16 protein-coding genes and 1 tRNA gene are annotated in these 15,476 nt (G+C 67.6%); 6 read left to right on the top strand and 11 right to left on the bottom strand.

The genetic code is table 11. The features are described from left to right. Positions 1 to 805: S1 RNA-binding domain-containing protein (locus tag ACFDTH_RS06795; protein WP_375286769.1), on the bottom strand; the 805-nt coding region annotated here is incomplete at its 3' end. Positions 806 to 1,088: 283 nt separating this feature from the next. Between ACFDTH_RS06795 and ACFDTH_RS06790 the strand changes: the two genes are divergently transcribed. Together ACFDTH_RS06790 and ACFDTH_RS06785 are read left to right on the top strand one after the other, a co-directional pair. Beyond that, on the top strand, positions 1,089 to 1,352 hold the full coding sequence (locus ACFDTH_RS06790; RefSeq protein WP_375286768.1) for a type II toxin-antitoxin system ParD family antitoxin: 264 nt from the start codon (positions 1,089 to 1,091) through the stop codon (positions 1,350 to 1,352). Next, the gene (locus ACFDTH_RS06785) at positions 1,342 to 1,632 is read left to right on the top strand and encodes a type II toxin-antitoxin system RelE/ParE family toxin (protein WP_375286767.1); all 291 of its coding nucleotides are present in this window, start codon (positions 1,342 to 1,344) and stop codon (positions 1,630 to 1,632) included. The genes ACFDTH_RS06790 and ACFDTH_RS06785 overlap by 11 nt, the downstream gene beginning before the upstream one ends. Here the strand turns inward: ACFDTH_RS06785 and cmk are convergent. Continuing rightward, the gene (cmk, locus tag ACFDTH_RS06780) at positions 1,629 to 2,255 is read right to left on the bottom strand and encodes a (d)CMP kinase (RefSeq protein ID WP_375286766.1); all 627 of its coding nucleotides are present in this window, start codon (positions 2,253 to 2,255) and stop codon (positions 1,629 to 1,631) included. The genes ACFDTH_RS06785 and cmk overlap by 4 nt on opposite strands. Then, positions 2,252 to 3,577, bottom strand: coding sequence for a 3-phosphoshikimate 1-carboxyvinyltransferase (gene aroA / locus ACFDTH_RS06775; RefSeq protein ID WP_375286765.1), 1,326 nt, complete (start codon positions 3,575 to 3,577; stop codon positions 2,252 to 2,254). The genes cmk and aroA overlap by 4 nt, the downstream gene beginning before the upstream one ends. 113 nt (positions 3,578 to 3,690) lie before the next feature. Between aroA and ACFDTH_RS06770 the strand changes: the two genes are divergently transcribed. After that, positions 3,691 to 4,014 carry a TIGR02300 family protein gene (locus tag ACFDTH_RS06770; protein ID WP_375286764.1) on the top strand — a complete coding sequence of 108 codons (324 nt, stop codon included), beginning with the start codon at positions 3,691 to 3,693 and terminating at the stop codon, positions 4,012 to 4,014. 73 nt (positions 4,015 to 4,087) lie between these two features. Next, positions 4,088 to 4,163: transfer RNA gene (locus tag ACFDTH_RS06765), tRNA-Ala, on the top strand. A gap of 360 nt (positions 4,164 to 4,523) precedes the next feature. Here ACFDTH_RS06765 and ACFDTH_RS06760 read toward each other — a convergent pair. Beyond that, the gene (locus ACFDTH_RS06760) at positions 4,524 to 6,149 is read right to left on the bottom strand and encodes an ArnT family glycosyltransferase (protein WP_375286763.1); all 1,626 of its coding nucleotides are present in this window, start codon (positions 6,147 to 6,149) and stop codon (positions 4,524 to 4,526) included. Between the two features lie 74 nt (positions 6,150 to 6,223). On the opposite strand from ACFDTH_RS06760, the gene rfbF reads away from it, so the two are divergent. Together rfbF and rfbG are read left to right on the top strand one after the other, a co-directional pair. After that, complete coding sequence (gene rfbF, locus ACFDTH_RS06755; protein ID WP_375286762.1) at positions 6,224 to 7,000, top strand: glucose-1-phosphate cytidylyltransferase; 777 nt, start codon at positions 6,224 to 6,226, stop codon at positions 6,998 to 7,000. Then, the gene (gene rfbG / locus ACFDTH_RS06750) at positions 6,985 to 8,079 is read left to right on the top strand and encodes a CDP-glucose 4,6-dehydratase (RefSeq protein WP_375286761.1); all 1,095 of its coding nucleotides are present in this window, start codon (positions 6,985 to 6,987) and stop codon (positions 8,077 to 8,079) included. The genes rfbF and rfbG overlap by 16 nt, the downstream gene beginning before the upstream one ends. Here rfbG and ACFDTH_RS06745 read toward each other — a convergent pair. The 7 genes from ACFDTH_RS06745 to ACFDTH_RS06715 are packed head-to-tail and all read right to left on the bottom strand — an operon-like array spanning position 8,037 to position 15,458. Beyond that, positions 8,037 to 8,993: a class I SAM-dependent methyltransferase gene (locus tag ACFDTH_RS06745; protein ID WP_375286760.1), complete on the bottom strand. Its 957-nt coding sequence runs from the start codon at positions 8,991 to 8,993 to the stop codon at positions 8,037 to 8,039. The genes rfbG and ACFDTH_RS06745 overlap by 43 nt on opposite strands. After that, the gene (locus ACFDTH_RS06740) at positions 8,990 to 9,397 is read right to left on the bottom strand and encodes a GtrA family protein (RefSeq protein ID WP_375286759.1); all 408 of its coding nucleotides are present in this window, start codon (positions 9,395 to 9,397) and stop codon (positions 8,990 to 8,992) included. The genes ACFDTH_RS06745 and ACFDTH_RS06740 overlap by 4 nt, the downstream gene beginning before the upstream one ends. After that, positions 9,394 to 11,214 carry a thiamine pyrophosphate-binding protein gene (locus ACFDTH_RS06735; RefSeq protein WP_375286758.1) on the bottom strand — a complete coding sequence of 607 codons (1,821 nt, stop codon included), beginning with the start codon at positions 11,212 to 11,214 and terminating at the stop codon, positions 9,394 to 9,396. Before ACFDTH_RS06735 ends, ACFDTH_RS06740 begins: the two co-directional genes overlap by 4 nt. Then, a complete protein-coding gene (locus ACFDTH_RS06730) occupies positions 11,211 to 12,221 on the bottom strand; it encodes an NAD-dependent epimerase/dehydratase family protein (protein ID WP_375286757.1) in 1,011 nt (336 codons plus the stop codon). Before ACFDTH_RS06730 ends, ACFDTH_RS06735 begins: the two co-directional genes overlap by 4 nt. Further along, a complete protein-coding gene (locus ACFDTH_RS06725) occupies positions 12,218 to 13,498 on the bottom strand; it encodes a hypothetical protein (RefSeq protein ID WP_375286756.1) in 1,281 nt (426 codons plus the stop codon). The genes ACFDTH_RS06730 and ACFDTH_RS06725 overlap by 4 nt, the downstream gene beginning before the upstream one ends. Next, entirely contained in the window at positions 13,495 to 14,415 is a 921-nt protein-coding gene (locus ACFDTH_RS06720; RefSeq protein ID WP_375286755.1) for a glycosyltransferase family 2 protein, read from the bottom strand. The genes ACFDTH_RS06725 and ACFDTH_RS06720 overlap by 4 nt, the downstream gene beginning before the upstream one ends. Beyond that, complete coding sequence (locus ACFDTH_RS06715; protein ID WP_375286754.1) at positions 14,415 to 15,458, bottom strand: capsule biosynthesis protein; 1,044 nt, start codon at positions 15,456 to 15,458, stop codon at positions 14,415 to 14,417. The genes ACFDTH_RS06720 and ACFDTH_RS06715 overlap by 1 nt, the downstream gene beginning before the upstream one ends. Between the last annotated feature and the right edge of the window lie 18 nt (positions 15,459 to 15,476).

Raw genomic sequence — 15,476 nt, 5'->3', positions numbered from 1 at the left:
GCTGCTTCATGCCCAGCGAGATGCGCTGCGTGTCCTTGTTGATGCGGATGATCTGGACGCGCACCGTGTCGCCGATGTTGATCATCTCGGACGGATGGGTGATCCGCTTGTAGCTGAGGTCGGTGACGTGGAGCAGGCCGTCGATGCCACCCAGGTCCACGAACGCGCCGTAATCGGTGATGTTCTTGACCACGCCCTCGATGATCTGGCCCTCGGCCAGGCTCTGGATCAGGCCCGAACGCTGCTCGGCGCGGGTTTCCTCCAGCACCGCGCGACGCGACACCACGATGTTGCCGCGCTTGCGATCCATCTTGAGAATCTGGAAGGGCTGGGGGATGTCCATCAGCGGGGTGACGTCGCGCACCGGGCGGATGTCGACCTGGCTGCCCGGCAAGAAGGCCACGGCACCGTTGAGATCGACGGTGAAGCCGCCCTTGACGCGGCCGAAGATCACGCCCTCGACGCGCGCCTGCTTGGCGAATTCGACCTCCAGCTTGTCCCAAGCGGCCTCGCGGCGGGCGCGGTCTCGCGACAGCATCGCCTCGCCGTGCATGTTCTCGACGCGATCGACATAGACTTCGACCTCGTCGCCGACCTTCAACTCGGCCTTCTGGCCGGGGGCGGCGAACTCGCGGAGTGGCACGCGGCCTTCCGACTTGAGGCCTACGTCGATGACCGCCAGATCGTTCTCGATGGCGGTGACGGTGCCGAGCACCACGCGACCCTCGAAGCTGTCGGCACCGCCGAACATATCATCGAGCATCGCCGCAAAATCATCCCGCGAGGGGGCTGCCGCAGTGGCCATAAAAGCGTGTTTCCTAGTCGTTGTTTCCGGCCAAGCGGTTGGGTCCGCTGGTCTTGGCCTTCACCGCCGCACCGGCCCCATGCCAATGCGGCATCCGGACGAACGGAACAGCGGAAGGCCAGAACGCATCAATGCGAAAAGGGCGCAAGAGGACCAACCTCCGCGCCGCGCCTCCGCGGGACCGACCCGCCGGACGGGCGCCACTTAGCTGAGAGGCGCTCGCAAGGCAAGGTTGACAAGCTTTGCCAATCGCACGACTTCACCAATTCTAAGGAGACCCGCAATGGCCACCATGAACGTGTCGCTGCCTGAAGAGATGAAGGCCTGGGTGGAGGCGGAGGTGCGCACCGGCCGCTACGGCAACTCCAGCGACGTGGTGCGCGACCTGATCCGCCGCGAGCAGGTGCGCGGCGGGAAGATTGCGCATATGCAGCGCCTAGTGGACGAAGGCCTGGCGAGCGGCCTCGACTCACGCCCGATGGATCAGATCAAGTCGGACATACGCGCCGGGGTGGGCCTGTTGTCGACCGATATCGATGGCCTATAGGCTCACGCGCCAAGCGCGACGCGATCTGACCGCTATCTACGCGCTAGGAAGCAAGCGCTTTGGTCTAGCGGCCGCAGACCGGTATCTGGACGGCCTGTTCAGCGTTGCCGGATTGCTCGCGAACTTTCCGGAGGCCGGACGTGAACTTCGCGGGATTTCACCACCGATGCGCGTTCATCCGTACCGTTCTCACATAATTATCTACCGACCCGAGGGTACAGACGTGGAGATCGTCCGCGTCCGACATGCGCGCGAGAACTGGTTGTACGATCCTCGTTAAAGGCGGCTCCGCCGTTCCTCCACGATCGTGATCGCCTTCTCCACCGAGGCCTCGATCGACAGGAAGCTGGTGTCGAGCAGCGCGGCGTCGGTGGCGGGCACCAAGGGCGCAGCGGAGCGGCTGCTGTCGCGCTGGTCGCGCGCGCGGATATCGGCGAGCACTTTGTCGTAGCTGGTGGTGTCGCCGCGGCCTTGCAGCTCGGCGTGGCGGCGGCGGGCGCGGATCGCGGGCGTGGCGCGGACGAACAGCTTGGCCGTGGCGTCCGGCGCGATCACCGTGCCGATGTCCCGCCCGTCGAGCACCGCGCCGCCGTCCTGGTGCGCGAAGCGCTTCTGCCGCTGGAGCAAGGCGGCGCGGACCAGCGGATGCGCCGACACCACCGAGGCGACCTGACCGATCTCGTCGTCGCGCAGCACTGGGTCGGCCAGCGTTAACTCGTCGAAGTCGCAAGCGGCGACCGCATCCGCTTCCTTAGCCGGGTCGAGCTCAAGCCGCACCACCGTCGCGGCAACCGCGCGATAGAGCAGCCCGGTATCGAGGTGCGGCAGGTTGTAATGGCGGGCGAGCGCCTTGGCGATCGTGCCCTTGCCGGAAGCGGCGGGGCCATCGACGGCGATGATCATGCCGAGAGGCCTTCCAGTTGGTCGAAGAAGCTGGGGTAGCTGGTGGCGACCGGGGCGACATCGTCGATGGTCACCGGCCGTGCGGCATGCAGACCGGCGATCACGCTAGACATGGCGATCCGATGGTCCAGCTTCGAGGCGACCACGCCGCCGCCGGGGATCGGATCGCCGCCGGTACCCTCGATCGACAGGCCGTCCTCATGCTCGATGCAGGCGACACCATTGGCCTCGAGTGTCGCGCGCATCGCGGCGATGCGGTCGCTCTCCTTGACGCGCAGCTCATGCGCGCCCCGCGCAACCGTGCGGCCGCTTGCAAAGGCCGCTGAGACGAACAGCACGGGATATTCGTCGATCATCGACGGCGCGAGGTCCGGCGGCACCTCGATGGCCGACAGCGCGGCATGGCGGACGCGCAGGTCGGCAACAGGCTCTCCGCCGACGATGCGGGCGTCCTGCTCGGTGATGTCGGCCCCCATCATGCGCAGAGCGGTGAGAAGGCCAGTGCGTGTCGGGTTGAGCCCCACATTCTCGATCACGATGTCGCTGCCGGGCACGACCGAGCCTGCCACCATCCAGAAGGCGGCCGAGGAGGGATCGCCCGGCACCACGATCTGCTGAGGCTTGAGTTCCGCCTCGCCGCGGATCGAGATGACGCGGCCGATCGGCCCCGGCTCCACCGTCAGTTCGGCGCCGAAACCCGCCAGCATTCGTTCGCTATGGTCGCGCGTCGGCACGGGTTCGATCACGCGGGTGATGCCCGGCGTGTTGAGCCCGGCGAGCAGCACCGCGGACTTCACCTGCGCGGAGGCGACCGGCAGCGTGTATTCGATTGGCACCGCGGGGCAGAGGCCGCGCAGCATCAGCGGCAGGCGCCCGCCCGGCGAGGCGGTAATATCTGCTCCCATGCGCGACAGCGGCTCGATCACGCGACCCATCGGCCGGCCAGACAGCGAGGCGTCACCGGTGAAGGTAGCGGTGATCGGATGGCTGGCGACCAGGCCCATCAGCAGCCGCGTCGACGTGCCCGAATTGCCCATGTCAAGCGCGCCGGTCGGCTGGAGCAGCCCGCCCACACCCACACCGTGGATCCGCCAGATGCACTCCTCGTCGCGCATGATCTCGGCTCCCATCGCGCGCATCGCGGCGGCGGTGGCGAGAACGTCTTCCCCTTCCAGCAGCCCCTCGACACGGCTCTCGCCGACGGCAAGGGCAGAGAGCATCAGCGCACGGTGGCTGATCGACTTGTCACCGGGTACGCGCAGACGGCCCGACAGGCGTTCGGCATGAGCGATGGTACGAGGTTGGGGCAGGGCGTGCGGCATCGGCCGGGCGCTTTGACAGCCGGGTTGCGCTATGGCAAGGCGCGCCCCACTTCGCCGCCGGGGAGCCTCCGCTTCCCGCGACGATCCACCTTTCCTGGAAGGCTTTTCACGGCATGATCAAGCCGGAATGGGGCACCAAGCGGACGTGCCCGAAGTGTGCCACCCGTTTCTACGACCTGACCAAGGACGATCCGGTGACCTGCATCGCATGCAGCTTCACTTGGACGCCCGAGGCGATCCTCAAGTCCAAGCAGCCGCTGCCGTTCGAGCAGGCGAAGTCCGACAAGCAGGAGGCGGATTCCGATCTGGCCGGCGGCGATGAGGATCTGGAACTGGCGAACAACGACGACGAGGAGCCCTCGGCGGACGACGAGGTCGACCTCGGCGGGGACGACGATCTGGGCGTCGAGACCGGATCGGAAGAAGAAGATCACTAAGTGGTGACGGCAGGCGCGAAGGCGCTTGCCAAGCCCGAAGGCGCCCGTTAGTGGGCGCCTTCCCGGAACGGATGGGGCCGTAGCTCAGCTGGGAGAGCGTCGCAATGGCATTGCGAAGGTCAGGGGTTCGATCCCCCTCGGCTCCACCAATCTAAGTCTCCGTATCTGGGTGAGACCTGCCGAAGGTATGCCCCGATTGCGGTGTCAATCCGCCGAGCTGGTAAAGCGCCGCTATCGCAAGTGAGTGTGTTCTCCGTTGCTTGGGCGCGCGTTCATCATCGCGCAGGAGCGGGTCTGTGCAGCCGCTTGAGCCGTTCTGCTGGCGGCTAGCCTCCGCGCGAGCTACTTTCGCGTTACCGTTGAATTCGTAGCCCCGACATTACGGTGGTGCGGCCTTGTTTCTAGCCCGAGAGTCGAGCGTCTAAGCTCTGCCGAAGGTCCTTCGGCCATAGTCGTGAGAACCGCGACGGTCGGATAGGACGCAGATGCTGAGTCCGCGCTCGGCGTGCTCATGGCGAGCCAGATTTCCAAGGTGCTTGGCGAGCTTTCGAGAGTGCCTCTCGTGGCGGCAAGCGTCGGTAGATATCGACCTCCAAGCGCTCGAGATCCGGCCGCATGCCCGCGATCGTCTTCACTGGACGATAACCGACGAGCAGACGACGGTAGTTCGCCACCTCTGCCGGAAACCGTACTCGCTCCTGCAGGTAGCGGCGGTAGTTCGACAGCATGAGCACGTCCGCCCGGCACGTCGCCGATAGCCTCGGTTCGACGTGGGCGAGATCAACCACTGCACGACCGCTACGAAGGCTGTTGACCTTGCGATGGCTCGGGCCGCCGGCGAGGAAGCGGCCGACGTCGACGCACCCGGCGGTACCCAGCGGGAACAACAGGCGCCGCTGCTCGGCGAGCAGGTCGAAAGCAGCATGTTCCACCAGGATCGTCTGTGCCTTGGGTACGTGCTGCTGTATCCACGCGCTCGCCCTCTGCCGGGGATCATCGGCGCGGACCTTCTGTCGATCGACGGTCGTGTGTGCCATGGAGATCGCCAGCAATGCCGTGATCGCCACCAAAGCGACCGGCCGCGTCCGAGCGGAGGCAAAGCGCAGCAGGTTTATAAGGCCGATCGCGATCAGCACGGCGGCGATCGGCAGCAACAGGACGATCCATCGCGCCCACACCAGCGATTGCGCGGATAGGGCGACCCAGACCAGCGTGAGGGTTGGTAGTAATACCAGCGCCGCGTTGCGGCGGCGCGTCGTCGCGACCGTGCCGATCCCGAGCAAAACGATGCCCGCAATGCCGAAAGTTCCGGCAATCGGCTGACGCACATACCAAAGCAGGTTGCCGGCCAGCCCGAAGCCGGTTGCGCCCGGATGGATCGGTCGCGCTTCACCGCCGAGATCGCGAATCACGGCCGGCCAGTCGAGCAGAATGTAGGGCGAGACGGCCAGCAACGTTGCTACCGCGATCAGCGGGGCGACCGGCACGAGCCGCCATGCGCGGCGATCCGCCAGCGCCTGCGAGATCCCGGCGACGACCGGCGCGACGAGCACCAGCATCGCGGGCCATTTGGTTGCGCACGCCAGCCCTGCGGCGATCCCGGCGACCACATGATTCCGCGCCCGGCCTGTTTCCGCGATCACCAGTGCACGCAACATCGCCCAGCCCATCAGCAGCGTCGCAAGCATGTCGGTCCGGATCACCTGCGACAGCTCGACGTGAAGCGCATTCACCGCCAGGAACAATGCCGCCGCAATCCCTACCGCCGCCCCGCCCAGGCGCCGCCCGAGCCGCCACGTCATCCACACGCTGGCGACGCCGAACGCCGCCATCAGCAGCCGCATCGGCAGCACGATTCTCGCCGGATCGGCGAACACCGCCGCGACGAACCCGTCCGTGCCGGTCCACTGCCCGAACGTCAGTCCGGCCGCGGCTACGCCGGCGATCACAAGCGCCAGCAGGTAGAACAGCAGGGTCGCGGGGTGCCCGAACCAGCCGGGGTTCAGCCGTCCCTCGCGCAGCATGTCGAGCGCGGTCATGATGAACACCGGCTCGTCGGGGTCATTAAGCGACGGCAGACCGAAATCGATGTGCCGCAGCCGCAATCCGGCGGCGAGCAGCAGGACTGCCGCCAACGCCAGCCGCTCCCGGTTACGGGCCGGGGCGCCCGGTTCCGTCCTCCACCCGAACGTCATGTGCGGGAGGACCAATGCGTACCGTGATACTGGCCGGCGGCCTCGGCAGCCGCCTGGGCGAGGAAACCGCCGTCAGGCCCAAGCCGATGGTGGAGATCGGCGGCATGCCGATCCTGTGGCACATCATGAAGATCTATGCCGCATCGGGCTTCGACGATTTCGTGATCTGCCTCGGCTACAAGGGCTACCTGATCAAGGAATATTTCGCGAACTACTTCCTGCACACCGCCGACGTGACGATCGACCTGCGCGCGGGCAGCAACGGCATGGAGGTGCATCGCGCGCGCAGCGAGCCGTGGCGCATCACCCTGGTCGAGACCGGGCCGACGACGATGACCGGCGGACGCCTTGCGGCGATCCGGCCCTATCTCGAACCCGACGAGCCGTTCTGCTTCACTTATGGCGACGGCGTCGCGGACATCGACGTTGGCGATCTGGTCAGCTTCCACAAGGCGCACGGGCGCCGCGCGACGATCACCTCGGTCACTCCGCCGGGCCGCTTTGGCTCGCTGGCGTTCGAGGGAGAGCGCGTCGCGGCCTTCCAGGAGAAACCGGCGGGCGATGGCGGGCAGATCAACGGCGGTTTCTTCGTCGCTGACCCGAGCGTGCTCGATCTGATCGATGGGCCGGACACGGTTTGGGAGGCTGGGCCGCTGGAAGCGCTGGCCGCAGACGGCGAGCTGATGGGCTATCGCCATCACGGCTTCTGGCATCCGATGGACACGCTGCGCGACAAGAACCACCTCGATACGCTCTGGCAGTCGGGAGCCGCGCCGTGGAAGCGCTGGTGAGCGCGCGCTGGCAGGGGCGCCGGGTGCTCGTGACGGGGCATACCGGCTTCAAGGGCAGCTGGCTGGCGCTGTGGCTCCACGCGATGGGCGCGAAGGTTACCGGCTTCGCGCTGCCGCCGCCGACGCAGCCCAGTCTGTTCGCGAGCGCGAGGCTCGACGAGCTGATCGACCATGTCGTGGGCGATGTGCGCGATCTCGCCGCGCTGCGCGCGGTGGTCGAGCGCGCGCGGCCGAAGGTGATCTTCCACCTCGCCGCGCAGCCGCTGGTGCGCCTGTCGTACGAGGAGCCAGTCGAGACCTATGCCGCCAATGTGATGGGCACGGTGCATGTGCTCGAAGCGGCGCGGCGGGCGGGCGGGGTGCAGGCGATCGTCTGCGTCACCAGCGACAAATGCTATGAGAACCGGGAATGGGACTGGGCCTATCGCGAGAGCGATCCAATGGGCGGGCACGATCCGTACAGCAGCTCCAAGGGCTGCGCGGAACTGGTCGTCTCGGCATGGCGCCGGTCGTACTTCGGGCATGGGGGCACGCCGCTGCTCGCCTCGGTGCGGGCGGGCAATGTGATCGGTGGCGGCGACTGGGCGGTGGACCGGCTGGTCCCCGATCTGGTGCGCGCCTTCGCGGCGGGCGCCGCGCCGCTGATCCGCTCGCCGGGATCGGTCAGGCCCTGGCAGCATGTGCTGGAGGCGCTGGGCGGCTATCTCGCCCTCGCCGAGCGGCTGATGGCGGGCGAGCGGCGTTTCGCCGAGGGATGGAACTTCGGCCCGGGCGACGAGGATGCGCGCTCGGTCAGCTGGATTGCGGAGCGGATGCGGGCGGCGTGGCGCAACGGTGCGATGGCCCCCGCAACCGATACGGCCGCACGGCCGCATGAGGCTGGGTTGCTGCGGCTCGACAGCGCGCGGGCTCGGGCCGCGCTCGGCTGGCGCCCGGTGCTGACGCTCGGCGAGGCGATCGACTGGATCGTCGCCTGGCACAAGGCAGTCGGCGCCGGCGAGGATGCGCGGCGCATCACCTTGGGGCAGATCGCCCATTATGCGGCGCTTTCGATCGGCACGGCCGGCGCGGCGGCCTGAACCCTCGGCGCCTGCGCGAAGGTGAGCATGTTGCCGAGGCGCAGCCGCAAGGCGCGCTTCGGCAACGGCAGCCGGCCGAGCCTCATGCCGAACGCCTGGGCCGCCTGGCGGGCGAGGAAATCGACCGGGAAGTGGTTGGTGCTGCGGGTGACCTCGACCACGTCGAAGCCGGCGGCCACGAGCATCGTGGTGATCGTCACAGGATTGTAGAGCTCGGGATGCTGGAGGCAGAAAGCTGGCCAGCGCGCACCGAGCAGCCGACGCAGCGTGGATTGCTCGTTATGCGTGACCAGCATCAGCGTTCCGCCAGGGCGCAGCTTGCGACGGATCGACCGCAGCATCTCCAGCGGATCGAGCAGGTGATCCAGCACGTGGACCATGGCTGCCAAGCCGACGCTGCCGTCCGGCGCGGCGGACAGGTTGGTCATGTCAGTGAGGATCGTCGCTTGCTCCGCGGCGGCGCAGCGCAGGCGGCCGTGGACGGCGGTGTTGGGCTCGAACAGCCAGAAGTGATCGAACCACCCCTCGCGCACGGCGTCGGCGACGATGTGGCCGACGTCGGGACCGATCTCCAGATAGTCCCCCTCCAGCGCCACGCGCTCGCTCGCTGCGCGAAAATAGCCGCGCTGCGTCGCGACGATCGCGCTGTCTGGAACGAGGTTCATGTTCGGCGGCATCGCGGCGTATAGCCGCGCGAGCTGAGACTCGCCGAAGTAGGTGCGGTTGTAGAGCAGCCCGCAGCCGCGGCAGCGGTGATAGGTGAAGAACCGCCGCTCCTTGTCGATGCCGAACCAATAGGGCTCAAGGTCGGCGAGCGTCCGGCCGTCCGCGGCATTGCGGCTGGCGATCTCGGGGACGGCGTCGAGGCTGGCGCACAGCGGACACGGGCGATCGTGAAGCGCAGGTGCGGTCATCGGCGGGACTCCCGAAAGGTGACGCGGCTGTGCCACAGCCAACTGGTGGCGATCAGCACGGCGGAGAAGGCCAGCTGGGCGATCACCGGCGGGATGGCGGCCAGCTCCACCAGCAGCGGAAGCGCGGCCCAGTTCGCCGCATAGTTGAATAGATAGAAGCTGGAGAAGGCGCCGAACTCGCGCACGAGGTTGCCGCGGGTGCGGAACACGCCGAGCTTGTAGGTGGCGAAGGCGAAGCAGAGGCTCAGCGTCTGCGCGATGCCCAGTGCGACCAGGTAATGCGTGGCGAACGCCGGCACGCTCCACAGCAGCAGCGGATAGATGGCAAGGCCGAAAGCGGTATTGACCGCCCCCGCGACGACGAATCGCAAGGGGCGGCGCTGGGCCATGGCGAGTGCGATCATCCCTCCTCCAGCAGCGGGATCGCCATGTTGGCGGCCAGCACCTCTCGCGGCAGGAAAGGGGAGAGATCCTCGAGCGCGGGCGAGGTGATGCGGCCGTCGGGGTGGACCTTGGCGCTCAGCTTGGGAGCGAAGGCGACATGTTCGTCGACGATGATCTCGCACAGCGCGGGGCCGTCCGCGTCCAGCGTGGCGGCGATGGCCACGGGAAGGTCGGCGTGGGTCTCCGCGCGGGCATAGGCGAAGCCGAAGGCGCCGGCAATCCGCTTGAACTGCGGGAAGGTGACGTTGCTTTTGGGTCCGCCGCCGACCTCGACGCCGTTGAAGAAGTTGCGATGCGTCTGGAAGATCGAGACGTAGCCGGCGTTGTTGATGAGGAAGACCTTCACCGGCATGCCGTAGCCGGCGATCGTCTGCAATTCCTGCAGGTTCATCATGATGCTGCCGTCGCCGGCTATGCAGATGACGCGTTTGTCGCCGCCGGTCGCCGCGCAGACGCCGATCGCGGCGGGCAAGTCATAGCCCATCGTCGCGCAGCCGGAGTTGGTCCAGAGGCGCTGGCCACGTTTCAGATTGGCAGTCTGGAAGCTGACAACGCAGGCCGAGCCGTTGCCGGTGACGACCACATCATCGTCGGCGAGCGCGTCAAAGAGCGCCTCCATGGCAACATAAGGGTGGTTGTTCGGCGAATGCTGGCGATAGCCGGCGAGGACTGCCGGAAAAGCGGCGACGCGCTGCCTGGCCCAGGCGAGCCAGTCGCTATGGGCAAGCGTCGGGCCGGCGTATTCGGCGGCGAGCATCGCGGGGATCAGGTCGGCGAGGTCGGCGACGACCGGCATGTCGGGCGTGACGGTGGGCTTGCGCAGTTCGAGTGGATCGACGTCGACCCAGATCTTGTAGGCGGCGCGTGCGAAGCTCTGCCAATTGTAGCTGACCTGACGGATGTTCAGGCGGCTGCCCAGGACGAGGAGCAGGTCCGCACTCTGCGTCACCATGTTGCCGCCGCGATCGCCGACGGTGCCGGGACGGCCGGCGTAGAGCGGGTGGTCGTTCCACAGCGCGTCATGCGCGTTCCAGGCGGTGACCACGGGGATGCCGAGCTTGTCAATAAGCCGAACGAACGCATCGTGCGCGCCGCTGAGGCGGACGCCGCTGCCGACCAGTAGCACCGGGCGCTCGGCGGCGGCGATCCGGTCCAGGATCGCGCGGGCGGCGGCGTCGCAATCGGTGTCGTACCACGGTTCGTCGATCTCCGACCGGTCGAAGCCGGGGAGCGTGTCGGGATCAATCAGCGCCGCTTGCACGTCGAGCGGGATGTCGAGCCAGACCGGGCCGGGGCGGCCGGTGCTGGCGAGATGCAGTGCTTTCTCAAGGTGGTAGCGGATCGTCCCCGGATCGGTGACCATCGCAGCATATTTGGTGATCGGGCGGACCAGCTCTTCAATGTCCAGTTCCTGGTCGCCAAGTTGACGCAACGGCAGGCCCGTCGAGCGCACCGTAGTCTCGCGCTTCACCTGACCGGAAATGACCAGCATCGGGATCGAATCGACATAGGCGCCGTAGACGCCGGTGATCGCGTTGGTGCCGCCGGGGCCGGAGGTGACGTTGACCACTGCGGGGCGGTTGGTGAGGCGGGCATAGGCTTCCGCCGCCATCGCCAGAGCCTGTTCGTGGTGAGTAAAGGTGGTTTTCAGCCGCGGGTGCGTGCCCAAGCTGTGGTTGAGGTGCATCGCCCCGCCACCCGTCAGCATGAACACGTCGGCAATGCCGTGATCGGCCAGCTGGTCGGCGAGCCAGGCGGAGAGTTTCACGTCTGTCATGGAATCCGTCCGTTCGCGGCGGCGGTGCGCCGGATCGCTTCGTCGAGGGTGATGGTGGCGGCCACGCCGAGATCGCGGCGGATCGCGGCGGTGGCGGGAACGTAGCGGCCAGGATTCCAGCCGGCGTCGGGCACGCCGCGGATTTCCGCGCCGGGTGCGCCGAGCAGCTCGGCGGTGCGGCGGGCAAGGGCGGCGATCGACACCGCTTCCTCCGAACCGACATTGTAAGTGCTGCCCGGCGCCGCGCTCAGGACCAAGCGCCACATCCAGACGGCAAGGTCGGCGGCGTAGAGGTAGGATCGCACCGCCTCGCCCGCGCCGTTCACGGTTACGATACGGCCGGCGAGGGCGTCGCGGATGAAGTTGCCGGCGGCGAAATGCGTGTCGAGCGACAGGCCGGGGCCGAGCAGCGCGAAGATGCGCGCCGTCACCGTGTCGAGGCCGAACTGGTGGTGGTAGATGTTGGTGAGCGTTTCCGCCGCGCGCTTGCCCTCGGCGTAGGAGGAGCGCGGATCGCGCGGGTCGGGGCCGCCCATCCATTCCTCCCCGACTTTAGACAAATCAAAGGGTTGTACGCCATATATGGCACCTGAACTCATCAGCAGGAAACGGGCATCGTGCTCGCGCGCGAGATCGAGCGCGGCGCCGGTTCCGCCGACGATCGTGTCGAACATGCGACGCGGGTCGCTGGCAGTGAGGGCGGCGCTGGCATCGGTGGCGCCGTGGATGACGTGGGTGAATCCCCCATCGGGCGGATCGAAGCGGAGGATGTCGCCGGCCATGCCGGGGAAACGCGCGGCAAGATGCGGCGCGCGGGCGGCATAGGCGGCGGGGTCGCGGGTCAGCACGGTAGCGCGCACGTCGATCCGTGCGCGGGCGAGCGCTTCCAGCATCCAGCGGCCGATGAAGCCGGTGCCGCCGGTGACGAACAGCCGCGCGCCGTCGAGCCGGTGCCAGTGCGGCGCGAGCGCGGCATCGATGGCGAGAAGATCGGCTTCGGGGATCATGCGGCGAGCCCCAGCACGGGCCGCATCTGGCGGTGCGCGAGCGCGACGCGGACCATCGCGTCGAGCGACAGCGACCAGACGATCGCGAGCACCAGCGCGGGGCGGGCGAAATGGCCCACCGTCAGACCAAAGCTGGGGTTGACCGGGCGGCTGCTCAGCCAGCTGACGGTATTGAGTTCCAGCACGGTGGCGAGCGGCCAGTCACCGACGAGGCACAGCAGATAGGCGGCCGTGATCGCCACGATCGCGCCGCCGCGCCATGGCTCCAGCAGGACCAGGAACAGGAGGAATACCTGGGTGTAGCCGCCCGGCGATTGCGTCACGAGATAGGCGCCGAGCAGGATCGCGGCGATCCGCGCCTGGGTAAGTGCGCGCGGCTGGAGCCAGGCGGCGGCGAGCGCGGCAAGGGCCAGCAGCTGAGTGGTGCGGATCGCAACCGGCACGGCTGCCTCGATCCCTTCGACGAGGCGCGAGGAGACGAAGGTGAGGAGCGGGAGCTGGCTCTCGCGCATCAGCAGGAACGGCGCGTAGCTGGTGGAATAGTTCACCTCGTTCCACACCTGACCGGCAACGAACGTGACCCAGTTGGCGGTGTTGCTGGCCAGTTCGGCCGGGGTGCCCGCGCCGACCCAGGCGAGTGTCCCGCAATAGAGCAGCACCGTGGCGATGCCGGCCAGTTCGAGCGGGCGCCACTCGCGGCGCAGGACGTGGGCGAGCGACGGGAGCAGCAGATAGGGTTTGAAGTTGATCGTCGCGGCGATGGCGATCGCGCGCCAGGCGGGGGATCGAGTGACCGGGCCGTAGGCGACGATGAAAGCGGCGAAGGCGACGAGGATAAGGTTGCCGCGTTCCAGCGTGAACAGGAGCGGCAGGCCGAGCGCGAAGGCAACCGTGCGCGGCAGCGCGGTCGCCGGATCGGTGCGGCGGAAGGCGAGGGCGACCAGCGCCACGTCGAGGAGGTAGAATGTGGCGATCGTCGCCTGCGCCAGCCAGTCGCAATCGCGCGCGTGGAAGGGCGAACTGAGGTAGCAGCCCGGCAGCGTCGTCAGATCGAGGAACACGAACGACAGCGGCGGATAGATGCTGCGCCACACATCGTATGCGCCGGGCCGGTTTGCCCAGAATGCGGTGTTGAACCAGTCCATGAACGTGTCGTTGGTGTCGAACACGAACGGCTGCGGGAGGTAGCCGGTGCGCGCGAACCACCAGGCGGCGCTCGCCACGCTGGCGACCACCGCCAGCATCAGCAGATATTCGAGCCGAGGCGTGCGGGTCATGGTGCGTCGGGGAAGTTGAGGCGGGCTTCCTCGATCACCAGCGGCACGTTGCGCGTACGCTCGGCGATCAGCCGCACCTGATCGCCGATCAGGCCGAGGAACAGCAGCAGCGTCGCGAAGCAGCCCGCGGCCAACGCAATCAGCAGCAGCGTTCCATCGAGCGCGAGCGCGGCGGCGAAGCCAAGCAGCAACGTCGCGCCGAACCCCCAAAGCGACAGGATGATCGGCAGGCGGAGTAGCGACTTGGCCGAGCCGGACAGGCCGGATAGCGCGAATGAGAAAAGGCTCTTGATCCCGTTCTTGGTCTCGCCGGCGGTGCGGGGCGGGCGATCGAACGGGACGAGGGCGAGCGGGAAGCCGCTTTCGATCACCATGCCGCGAAAAAAGGGCTCGGGCTCACGCCATTGCCTGAGCGTATCGACCACCGCGCGGTCGAACAGGCCGAAACCGGTAGCGCCGGGGACGATCGGATGATCGGCGACGCGGCCGAGTATCGCATATCCGAGCCGACGGGTGAGTGAGAGAAGCGGGGAGGCGCGCTCGCTGCGGCGCTGCGCCAGCACCACCTTGGCGCCGCCGCGCCAGAGCGACAGGAATGGGCCGATCATTGCCGGCGGATCCTGAAAATCGGCGCCCATGCCGATCACCGCGCGGCCACATGCCTGATAGATGCCGTGAGTGGGGGAGCGCATCTGACCGTAGTTGCGGTTGTTGAGGATGGCGCGGACTCGCACGTCCTCGCGGCACAGATCGGCAATTGCCTCGCGCGTGCCGTCGGTGGAGTGGTTGTCGATCAGGATGATCTCGTGGCTCGCGGCATGGATCATCGCCTCGCGCGTCACGGCCGCGACGATGCCGCGGACATTGTCGATCTCGTTGTAGCAGGGGATGACGATCGAGAGTTCGGGCGGGTTCATCACGGCTTGCCGATTGGGAAAAGGCGGATGCCGGTGGCCGGGGCGTAGATTTCGGTGAACGAGGCGAGCGCGATAACCAGCGCGAGCAGCGCCACGGCGGAGATGTTGTACTTGCGGTCGGCGTCGAGCCGTGGCGCCTCGATCACCTGCGCATCTGCCGCCGTTTCGGCAGCGAGTGCTTCGACCGCAACTTCCTCGGAGGAACGAGCGTAGACCTCGTAAAGCGCCTGGGCGAAGCGATAGTCGCGGTAGAGATCGAGGTAGGCGCCCGACACTTCGGTGAGACCGGCGACATTGGGACTGGCGGCGCCGGACGCGGGGCTGGCAGAGCGGGCGATCTGGGCGCGAAGCGCGGCGACTTCGGATTGGACGGCGCGCAGCTGCGGGTTCTCGTCGCCCTGGAATCGGCGAAGCGTTTGGAGCTCGACCTCTTTCGCCTGGAGCTGCGCTTGGAGGCCGGCGCGCAGCGACAGTTCGGCGCCGAGCTCCGCCTCGGGGGCGGCGAGGCGGTTGCGGCGGCGGAAGGCCGCGAGTGCGGCGTCGGCCTTGAGGACGCGGGCGCTCGCCTCGGTGAAGCGGGCGCGGACGACCTTTTCCTTGCGCACCACGCGGTCGCGGCCGAGCGTGTTGAGACGATCGGTGATGGCAACCACGTAAGCGGTGGTCAGCGCCTCGGCCTCGGCGGCGTCGCGGGTGCGGGTCTCGATCTCGATCACGCCGCCGGTGAGCGAGTGGATGTCGACCTTGCGGACGAGCGCGAGGCGGGCCTTGCGCGGGGAGCCATAGGCGGCATGAAGCTTCAGCCGGGCGATCACTGCATCGGCGACTTCGCGGCCGCGGGCGATCGAGAGATACAGGTCGATCGGCTGTTTGGCGCCGCCGAGCAAAGCCGCGAACCCGCCTAGCTGTCCGCCGAGCGCGTTCATCGTCGAACCGAGGCCGAGGCTGCCCGGCTCTTGCGGGACGAGCTTGGCGCGTGCCTCATAAGGCTGCGGCAGGACGCACAGCACCGCCAGCACCAGCGCCGCCAGCGCATAGCCCATCAGGCGCCATCGCGAATC

Origin of the sequence: Sphingomonas sp. (genome assembly GCF_042096255.1) — a bacterium.
In the GTDB taxonomy this organism is placed as follows: Bacteria; Pseudomonadota; Alphaproteobacteria; order Sphingomonadales; family Sphingomonadaceae; genus Sphingomonas.
Note: the sequence above shows the minus strand (reverse complement) of the source record. Positions and strands in the feature narration are given on the sequence as shown.

Bases quoted from the DNA above. Each gene is read 5' to 3' on its own strand.
- ACFDTH_RS06790 (WP_375286768.1), top strand. From the start codon at position 1,089: ATGGCCACCATGAACGTGTCGCTGCCTGAAGAGATGAAGGCCTGGGTG.
- ACFDTH_RS06785 (WP_375286767.1), top strand. From the start codon at position 1,342: ATGGCCTATAGGCTCACGCGCCAAGCGCGACGCGATCTGACCGCTATC.
- cmk (WP_375286766.1), bottom strand. From the start codon at position 2,255: ATGATCATCGCCGTCGATGGCCCCGCCGCTTCCGGCAAGGGCACGATC.
- aroA (WP_375286765.1), bottom strand. From the start codon at position 3,577: ATGCCGCACGCCCTGCCCCAACCTCGTACCATCGCTCATGCCGAACGC.
- ACFDTH_RS06770 (WP_375286764.1), top strand. From the start codon at position 3,691: ATGATCAAGCCGGAATGGGGCACCAAGCGGACGTGCCCGAAGTGTGCC.
- rfbF (WP_375286762.1), top strand. From the start codon at position 6,224: ATGCGTACCGTGATACTGGCCGGCGGCCTCGGCAGCCGCCTGGGCGAG.
- ACFDTH_RS06745 (WP_375286760.1), bottom strand. From the start codon at position 8,993: ATGACCGCACCTGCGCTTCACGATCGCCCGTGTCCGCTGTGCGCCAGC.
- ACFDTH_RS06740 (WP_375286759.1), bottom strand. From the start codon at position 9,397: ATGATCGCACTCGCCATGGCCCAGCGCCGCCCCTTGCGATTCGTCGTC.
- ACFDTH_RS06735 (WP_375286758.1), bottom strand. From the start codon at position 11,214: ATGACAGACGTGAAACTCTCCGCCTGGCTCGCCGACCAGCTGGCCGAT.
- ACFDTH_RS06730 (WP_375286757.1), bottom strand. From the start codon at position 12,221: ATGATCCCCGAAGCCGATCTTCTCGCCATCGATGCCGCGCTCGCGCCG.
- ACFDTH_RS06725 (WP_375286756.1), bottom strand. From the start codon at position 13,498: ATGACCCGCACGCCTCGGCTCGAATATCTGCTGATGCTGGCGGTGGTC.
- ACFDTH_RS06720 (WP_375286755.1), bottom strand. From the start codon at position 14,415: ATGAACCCGCCCGAACTCTCGATCGTCATCCCCTGCTACAACGAGATC.
- ACFDTH_RS06715 (WP_375286754.1), bottom strand. From the start codon at position 15,458: ATGGGCTATGCGCTGGCGGCGCTGGTGCTGGCGGTGCTGTGCGTCCTG.